Source organism: Variovorax sp. WDL1 (genome assembly GCF_001541225.1).
Classification (GTDB): Bacteria; Pseudomonadota; Gammaproteobacteria; order Burkholderiales; family Burkholderiaceae_C; genus Variovorax.
The window spans coordinates 1-7,942 of record NZ_LMTS01000101.1; the positions used below are offsets into that span (position 1 = coordinate 1).

At 69.1% G+C, this 7,942-nt stretch carries 7 protein-coding genes; 2 read left to right on the forward strand and 5 right to left on the reverse strand.

The features are described from left to right. Positions 1–62 precede the first annotated feature (62 nt). The 5 genes from APY03_RS14695 to APY03_RS14715 form a co-directional block, all read right to left on the reverse strand. Positions 63–1,043: a Bug family tripartite tricarboxylate transporter substrate binding protein gene (locus APY03_RS14695; RefSeq protein WP_068677940.1), complete on the reverse strand. Its 981-nt coding sequence runs from the start codon at positions 1,041–1,043 to the stop codon at positions 63–65. A gap of 23 nt (positions 1,044–1,066) precedes the next feature. Then, on the reverse strand, positions 1,067–1,684 hold the full coding sequence (locus APY03_RS14700) for a 2-hydroxychromene-2-carboxylate isomerase (protein ID WP_068677941.1): 618 nt from the start codon (positions 1,682–1,684) through the stop codon (positions 1,067–1,069). A gap of 23 nt (positions 1,685–1,707) precedes the next feature. Further along, positions 1,708–2,436, reverse strand: a complete 729-nt coding sequence (locus tag APY03_RS14705; protein WP_068677942.1) for an SDR family oxidoreductase — start codon at positions 2,434–2,436, stop codon at positions 1,708–1,710. A 35-nt stretch (positions 2,437–2,471) separates the two neighbouring features. Continuing rightward, complete coding sequence (locus APY03_RS14710; protein ID WP_068677943.1) at positions 2,472–3,425, reverse strand: NAD(P)H-dependent flavin oxidoreductase; 954 nt, start codon at positions 3,423–3,425, stop codon at positions 2,472–2,474. A 130-nt stretch (positions 3,426–3,555) separates the two neighbouring features. Next, on the reverse strand, positions 3,556–5,106 hold the full coding sequence (locus APY03_RS14715; protein ID WP_068677944.1) for a class I adenylate-forming enzyme family protein: 1,551 nt from the start codon (positions 5,104–5,106) through the stop codon (positions 3,556–3,558). Between the two features lie 294 nt (positions 5,107–5,400). Between APY03_RS14715 and APY03_RS14720 the strand changes: the two genes are divergently transcribed. Together APY03_RS14720 and APY03_RS14725 are read left to right on the forward strand one after the other, a co-directional pair. Next, entirely contained in the window at positions 5,401–6,453 is a 1,053-nt protein-coding gene (locus APY03_RS14720) for a Fe(3+) ABC transporter substrate-binding protein (protein ID WP_068677945.1), read from the forward strand. Between the two features lie 79 nt (positions 6,454–6,532). Then, positions 6,533–7,942, forward strand: a 1,410-nt coding sequence (locus APY03_RS14725) for an ABC transporter permease (protein WP_232324275.1), incomplete at its 3' end; no start/stop codon positions are given.

Consider the following 7,942-nt stretch of genomic DNA (forward strand, 5'->3'; position numbering starts at 1 on the left):
ACTCGATCAGCGAGGGGGGAGGCGTCCATACCATCTCCTGGTGAATGGGCACGTTGCCGTCTCTACTTGCGGCTCAGCCCGAGGGTGTCGAGGATTTCCTTCTCGCGCTTCATCGATTCGACTGCGAAGCGCTGGTACTGCACCGGGTCGCGATAGGCAGGCTCCATGTCGAAACGCGCCAGCGCCTCCTTGAAGGCCGGCATCTCCATGGCCTGCTTGAAGGCATCGTGCAGGCGCGCCTGGATCTTCGCGGGCACGCCCCGCGGCGCGACCAGGCCCCAGGGCGAGGTCTGGACGATGTCGATGCCCAGCTCCTTCAGCGTCGGCACGTCGGGAAAGCGCGCCATGCGCTTGTCGCTCCACACGGCGAGCAGGCGCAGCTTGCCGCTTTCGACGTACGGCACCCAGGCGGAGGTCTCGGCGGCCGACTGCACGTGGCCGGCCAGCAAGGCCTGCAGCGATTCGGCCGAGCCCTTGTACGGAACGTGGTTGAGCTTCACGCCCGCCGCGCGCGAGAACTGCTCCATCGTCAGGTGGTTGGTGGTTCCCACGCCGGGACTGCTGTAGGTAAGCAGCTCGGGGTTGGCCTTGGCATAGGCGATGTAATCATCCAGGCTGCGGATCGGCGAGGACGCCGGCACCACCGTGCCGAAGGCATAGCCGCTCAGGCCGATCACGTAGCCGAGGTCGGTGGCAGGGTTCCACTTGAGATCGGTGGTGTAGGGCAGCCGGTAGACGCCCGCCGGTGCGATGGCCAGCGTGTAGCCGTCCGGCGCGGCCGCCTGCAGCAGCTGGGTAGGGATCACGCCGGCCGCTCCCGGCTTGTTCTCGATGACCACGGGCTGCCGCAGGATCTTCGAGACGGCTTCGGCGAGCACGCGCACCGGCGTGTCGGTCGAGCCGCCGGGCGCGAAGCCGATCATCACGCGGATCGGGCGCGACGGATAGGCGGCTGGATCTTCCTGGGCGAATGCCGTGGGCATGGCCGAAGAATGTGCGAGGGCGAGCACGCCCATGGCTCGCATGAGCTCACGTCTGTTCATGAGGACTCCCGTGGAATGCTTGCTCAGGTGGCGGCGCCCTGGCGCACGATCTCTTCCTCGACCTCGCGCAGGCGGTCCTTGCCGAAGAAGATTTCGTCGCCGACGAAGAAGGTCGGCGAGCCGAAGGCGCCGCGCTCGAAGGCGGACTGGGTGTTGGCCATGAGAAGGCTCTTCACCTCCGGGTCCTGCGTGCCGGCGTAGAGGCGCTGGCCGTCGAGCCCCGCCTCGTCCAGCGCACGCACGATGACCTCGGGGTCTTCCATGTTGCGGCCCTCCTCCCACATGGCCACGTAGACCGCCTCGACATAGCGCTCGAAGCAGCCCTGCTTCTGCGCCGCGACCGCGCCACGCATGATCTGCAGGGTGTTGACGGGCCAAAAAGAGTTGTGCCGGTAGCGATCGAGCTGGTGTTTCGCGACGAAGCGCTTGATCTCCAGCTGGTCGTAGGCGCGCTTGTTCGGGATGCCCGCAAAGGCTTCGGCCGGCGAGCGGTTGCCGCTGAGCTTGAAGATCCCGCCCAGCAGGACGGGAACGTATTCGAACTCCACGCCGGTGCGCGCCTCGATTGCGGGGATCGCGCGGTGGCACATGTAGGCATTGGGGCTGCCGAAGTCGAACAGGAACTGGACGGGGACTGTCATGGCGCTGCTCCTTTGCTCTTGTCTCACCAGCTTTCCAGCCAGGGGCGCAGCTCGGTCTCGTGCGTCCAGGCGTTGCGCGGCTGCTTGTGGATCTGCCAGTAGGCGTCGGCGATGCTCTCGGGCTGCAGGATGCCGTCCTGTTCCTTCAGCGCGTAGCGCTCGGGGAAGGTGGTGCGGATGAACTCGGTGTCGATGGCGCCGTCGATCACCGGATGCGCCACGTGGATGCCCTTGGGCCACAGCTCGCGCGCCATGCTCTGCGCCAGCGCGCGAAGCGCATGCTTGGCACCCGCGAATGCGGCGTAGCCGTCGCGCCCGCGCAGGCTGGCGGTGGCGCCGGTGAAGATGATGGTGCCGCGCGCGCGCGGCAGCATTGCCTTGGCGACCTCGCGCCCCATCAGGAAGCCGCCGAAGCAGGCCATCTCCCACACCTTGTGATAGACGCGGGCGGTGGTCTCGGTGATGCCGAAGCGCACGTTGGCGCCGATGTTGAACACCGCCACCTCGATCGGCGCGATCTCGCGCTCGATCTGCTCGACCAGGGCGACCATCTCCTCCTCCTTGCGCGCATCGCTGCCGAAGCCGTGCGCCTGGCCGCCCTCGGCCTTGATCTGGTCGACCAGCGGCTGCAGCTTGTCGGCCTGGCGCCGGGTGACGCAGGCGATGTAGCCCTCGCGGGCGAAGCGGCGCGCGATGGCGCCGCCCGTGGCGTCGCCTGCGCCGATGACGAGGATGGCTTTCTTGTCGCTCATGTTCAGTCTCCTTGGAGTGTGGTCGGATCGTGCGCTCAGGCCGCCAGCTGCGCCAGCGCGCCGCGGTACTCGCGCGTCATGCGCTGCACCAGCTCGGCCGTGGGCAGCACTTCGTCGATGTTGCCCACGCCCTGCCCCGCACCCCAGATGTCCTTCCAGGGCTTGACGCGCGTGGTGCCGAAGTTCATCGAGGATGTGGCGGTCGCCGGAAGTTGCGCGGGGTCGAGTCCGGCGGCCACGATGCTGCGCGCCAGGTAGTTGCCGTGCACGCCGGTGAAGAGCGGCGTGTAGGTCACCTCCGCGGCGGCGCTGTCGACGATCATCTGCTTGTAGGCCTCCTGCGCATTGGCCTCGGGCGTGGCGATGAAGCGCGTGCCGACATAGGCCAGGTCGGCCCCCATCGCCAGCGCCGCGGCCACGTGCGAGCCCGAGGTGATCGAGCCCGACAGCGCGATCGGACCGTCGAAGAAGCGCCGCACCTCCGCCACCAGCGCGAAGGGGCTCATCGTGCCGGCATGGCCGCCGGCTCCCGCGCACACGAGGATGAGACCGTCGACACCGGCCGCGAGCGCCTTCTGCGCATGCTTGACGTTGGTGACGTCGTGAAAGACCAGGCCGCCATACGCGTGCACCGGCGCCACGTAGTCGGTGGGCGCCGACAGGCTGGTGATGACGATCGGCACGCGGTGCTTCACGCACAGGTCCATGTCGTGGTCGAGCCGGTCGTTGGAGGAATGGACGATCTGGTTGACCGCGAAGGGCGCGACGCGGCGCGCAGGCTCGGCTGCGCGTGCGGCATCCAGCGTGGCCGTGATGTGCGCGAGCCATTCGTCCAGCAGTTCCTTCGGCCGCGCATTGAGGGCCGGGAAGGAACCCACCACGCCGGCCAGGCACTGGGCCAGCACCAGATCGGGGTTGGAGATGATGAACAGCGGCGAGCCGATCAGCGGCAGCGCGAGCTTGTCTTTCAGGAGTGCCGGGAGTGCCATGCTGGATCCTTTGTGCCTTCGGTTATGGACATTCGGGGAACACCGCGGAACCGGCTTTGCCGGGCCGCTGGTGTTGCCCCCGGTAGGGGGTGGGCGGCTACACGAAGTGAGCCAACCCTGGGGGTGAGCGTCATTTCGGGCGCTGCAGGGCGAGGGTCTTCAGTTCGCTCTTCAGGATCTTGCCGGTGGGTGCGGCCGGCAGCTGGGCGAGGAAGCGGATCTCGCTCGGCACCTTGTAGGGCGACAGCCGCTCGCGCAGGTACTGCCGCATCGCCTCCTCGCCCAGCTGTGCGTCGGACACCAGCTCGACGAAGGCGACCACCTCCTCGTTGTGCTCCACCGTGCGTCCGACCACCGCGGAGTGCACCACCGCCGGATGCGCGTTGAGCACCTGCTCGACCTCCACCGGATAGACGTTGAAGCCCGAGCGGATGATCAGCTCCTTGCTGCGGCCCACGATGTGCAGCGCGCCGTCGGCATCGCGCCGCGCCATGTCGCCGGTGTTGAACCAGCCCTCGTCGTCGATCGCCTCGCGCGTGAGCGTTTCGTTGCGGTAGTAGCCCTTCATAAGGTTGGGGCCGCGCACCCGCAGCTCGCCGATCTCGCCGCTGGCGCGCTCGGCGCCCGAGGCCGCGTCCACGACACGCGCCTGCACGCCGGGCAGCGCGAAGCCGACGGTGCAGTCCTGCCGTGGGGCTCCGATGCGGGTCTGCGCCACGGTGGGCGCGGTTTCGGTCAGGCCGTAGCCGTTGTGCAGCGGCAGCCCGAGCGCGGCCTCGACGCCGGCCTTCAGGCTGGGCGTGAGCGGCGAGCCGACCACGCATGCGAAGCGCAGGGCCGGTGCCTGCAGCGCCTGACCCTTCTCGCGGGCCCAGTCCAGCAGCTTGGCAAACATCGCCGGCACACCGGTGAACGCCGTCACGCCCTGCTGCGCCAGCGCCTGCGCCAGGGCGGCCGGCGAGAAGCGCGGCTCCAGCAGCAGCGCGGCCCCGCTCGCGATGCAGCCGAGGAACTGGGTCGAAAGCCCCACCACGTGCGCCATCGGCAGCACGCCGTAGATCAGGTCACCCGGGCCGAGCCCGCGGATGTCGCGCGCGCTGGCCGCCGCGAACATCAGGTTGGCATGCGTGAGCATCACGCCCTTGGGCGCGCCCGAGGTGCCGGAGGTGTAGATCAGCGCGGCCACCTGCTCCTGCGCCGCCTGCGCGCAGGGCTCGGGCTGCACCTCCCCGGCCAGCGGGCCGACCCAGAGGGTGCCGATCCTGTCCCAGGCCTGCGCCACGGCGCCATGGCGCTGCGCGTGCTTCTGCGCATCGGCCGACACATGGCAGGTGTAGATCACGCGGCGGGCGCCGGCGTGCTCGATGAAGGTGTCGATCTCGCGCGCCGACAGCCGCGCGTTGGCCACGATCGACCACGCGTCGAGGCGGCTGAGTGCCAGCACCAGCACCCCGATGGCCGCGCAGTTCTCGCCCACCACAAGCACGCGGTCGCCGGCACGTACCTGAAGCTCGGACAGCTGGCGGGCCGCCGATTCGGAGGCTTCCTTCAGGTCGAGGTAGCTGAGCGCGACATCGGCATCCTTCAGCGCCGGTGCGTGAGGCTGGCCATGCGCCCACCCGTCGAGCAGGTGATGAATTCGCGTGGGCGCCTCGGCGGTGCCGGGAGAAAAATTCTTCATGTCTCCGTCCTGTCCTGTCGCCTGGAATGGCGGTTTTGCGGAATCTTATTCCGCTGCGCAGTTTTTTGAACCGAGAATCGCTGTAGCGGGGAAGGTCAGTACTGCACAGCGGAACAAGCTCGGACCGAGGTGGCGCTGCTCAACCCGGCCGGCGCAAGCCGGGGTGCCGCAGACGCCGCGGGTCTCATGAGGAAATCTGCCGGCAGGTCCTAAGCAACAGTGATAATGATTCGTATCAGCGCCAAATAGGGGTGCTGATCACCTTCACAGCACCCAATTCCCACGGAGGACCCCATGAGCACCATTTCGAGCGGCCGCGGCGCCCGCACCCTGGCTTGCATCGCCCTCGCCGGCACCGGCTGGCTCGCCGCACCGGCCTTTGCCGCCGAGGAAGTCACGATCTACACCACGCGCGAGCCCGGCCTGATCCAGCCGCTGCTCACGGCTTTCAGCACGCAGAGTGGCGTCAAGGTCAACACGGTGTTCATCAAGGACGGGCTGCTCGAACGCGTCAGGGCCGAGGGCACCCGCTCGCCCGCCGACGTGCTGATGACGGTGGACATCGGCAACCTGGTCGACCTCGTCGAGGGCGGCGTCACCCAGCCGGTGAAATCGGCCGCACTGGAGTCGGCGATTCCCGCCAACCTGCGCGGCGCCGACGGCCAGTGGTTCTCGCTGTCCATGCGCGCGCGCGTGCTCTATGCCGACAAGAGCCTGCCCCTCACCTCCTTCCGTTACGAGGACCTGGCCAATCCCAGGTACAAGGGCAAGGTCTGCATCCGCTCCGGCCAGCATCCTTACAACACGGCGCTGATCGCCTCGATGATCGCGCACGACGGCGAGGCCAAGGCCGAGCAGTGGCTGCGCGGCGTCAAGGCGAACCTGGCGCGCAAGGCCACCGGCGGCGACCGCGACGTGGCGCGCGACATCCTGGGCGGCATCTGCGACGTCGGCCTGGCCAACTCCTACTACGTGGGCCAGATGAAGAGCGCCAAGGAAGGCAGCGACGCGCGCAAGTGGGGCGAGGCCATCAAGGTGATCCGCCCGACCTTCGCCAATTCGAAGAGCGGCGGCACGCACGTCAACGTCAGCGGTGCTGCGGTCGCCAAGAACGCGCCGCAGCGCGCCAACGCGGTCAAGCTGCTCGAGTTCCTTGTTTCCGAGCCGGCCCAGGCCTTCTATGCCGAGACCAACTTCGAGTACCCGGTGCGCAAGGGCGTCGCGCTCGACTCCATCACCGCAGCCAGCATCGGCGACCTGAAAGTCGACCCCCTGCCCATTGCGGAGATTGCCAAGTACCGCAAGCAGGCCAGCGCGCTGGTGGACAAGGTCGGCTTCGACCAGTGACCGCGCGTCGACGTGCCTGCCCTGAGCGCGTCCGACCGCGCCGGGGGCAGCGAACACACGCAGCGCCAAGCGCGGGAGCATGAGCATGAGGCCCGTCGGGCCGGTCTGGCGCGCTGCCTCGGTCCTCATCGCCCTGGGCGTGCTCGCGCCGGTGCTCAGCCTGGTCTGGCTGGCGTTCGGCGCCGACTTCTCGCACTGGACCCATCTCGCTCGGCACGTGCTGCCGCAGGCTGCGCTCAACACCGCGCTGCTGCTTGCCGGCGTGGGCGCGCTGGTGCTGTTGATCGGCACCGGCTGCGCCTGGCTGGTCACCGTCTGCGACTTCCCGGGCCGCCGGGTGCTGCACTGGGCGCTGCTGCTGCCGCTGGCCATGCCGACCTACATCGTGGCCTTCGCCTACCTCGACCTGCTTCATCCCATCGGTCCGGTGCAGGGCGCGATCCGCTGGGCCCTGGGCTTCGACAGCCCGCGGGATTTCCGGCTGCCGGACCTGCGCTCGATGCCCGGCGCCATCCTGGTGCTCGGCTTCGTTCTTTATCCCTATGTCTACATGACGGCGCGCGCCATGTTCATGACCCAGCCCGCCCACCTGATGGAGGCGGCCCGCACGCTCGGAGAGAGCGCGGCCGGCGCCTTCTTCCGCGTCGCGCTGCCGCTGGCACGGCCGGCGCTCGCCGTCGGCGTGAGCCTGGCGCTGCTGGAAACGCTCAACGACATCGGCGCCTCCGAGTTCCTTGGCATCCAGACGCTGACGGTGGCGGTCTACACCACCTGGATCACGCGCTCCGACCTCGCAGGCGCCGCGCAGATCGCCTGCGCCATGCTGCTCGTCGTGGTGGCGCTGGTGCTGCTCGAGCGCCATGGCCGGCGCCACCAGCGCTTCGGCTCGGCACAGCGCATGCGCGGGATCGAGCCGCGCCGCCTGCAGGGCGCGGCCGCCTGGCTTGCCTGCATTGCGGCCGCGCTGCCGGTCGCGATCGGCTTCGTCGCGCCGGCGCTCTACCTGCTGTGGGAAACGGCCAAGCGGCTGCGCCTGGGCGGCGGCATCTCCGACGGCCTGCTCGCCAGCCTGGGCAACACCCTGGCCCTGGCGACCGGCGTGACGCTGACCACCGTGGCCGCAGGGCTGGTGGTCGCCTGGGCGGTACGCAGCCAGGGCTCGACGATCAACCGCGCGCGTTGGCAGGCCCGTGTCGCCACGCTGGGCTATGCGCTGCCCGGCACGGTGCTGGCCATCGGCCTGCTCACGCCCGCCCTTGGCTTCGATGCCCTGGTTGGGACGCTGCTGGGCCGCGAAGGCCTGCCGCTGATGGGCGCCGGCATCGTGCTGGTGGTCGCCTGCGCGATCCGCTTCCTCGCGATGCCGGTGGGCGGCATCGAGGCCGGGCTCGCGCGCATTCCGCCTGCGCTCGAGCAGGCCTCGCGGCTGCTCGGCGAGAGCGCGGCCGGCACCCTGCGCCGCGTGCACCTGCCGCTCTTGCGGCCGGGG

Excerpts from the sequence above, each read along its gene's own strand:
- APY03_RS14695 (WP_068677940.1), bottom strand. The coding sequence starts at position 1,043 with ATGAACAGACGTGAGCTCATGCGAGCCATGGGCGTGCTCGCCCTCGCA.
- APY03_RS14700 (WP_068677941.1), bottom strand. The coding sequence starts at position 1,684 with ATGACAGTCCCCGTCCAGTTCCTGTTCGACTTCGGCAGCCCCAATGCC.
- APY03_RS14705 (WP_068677942.1), bottom strand. The coding sequence starts at position 2,436 with ATGAGCGACAAGAAAGCCATCCTCGTCATCGGCGCAGGCGACGCCACG.
- APY03_RS14710 (WP_068677943.1), bottom strand. The coding sequence starts at position 3,425 with ATGGCACTCCCGGCACTCCTGAAAGACAAGCTCGCGCTGCCGCTGATC.
- APY03_RS14715 (WP_068677944.1), bottom strand. The coding sequence starts at position 5,106 with ATGAAGAATTTTTCTCCCGGCACCGCCGAGGCGCCCACGCGAATTCAT.
- APY03_RS14720 (WP_068677945.1), top strand. The coding sequence starts at position 5,401 with ATGAGCACCATTTCGAGCGGCCGCGGCGCCCGCACCCTGGCTTGCATC.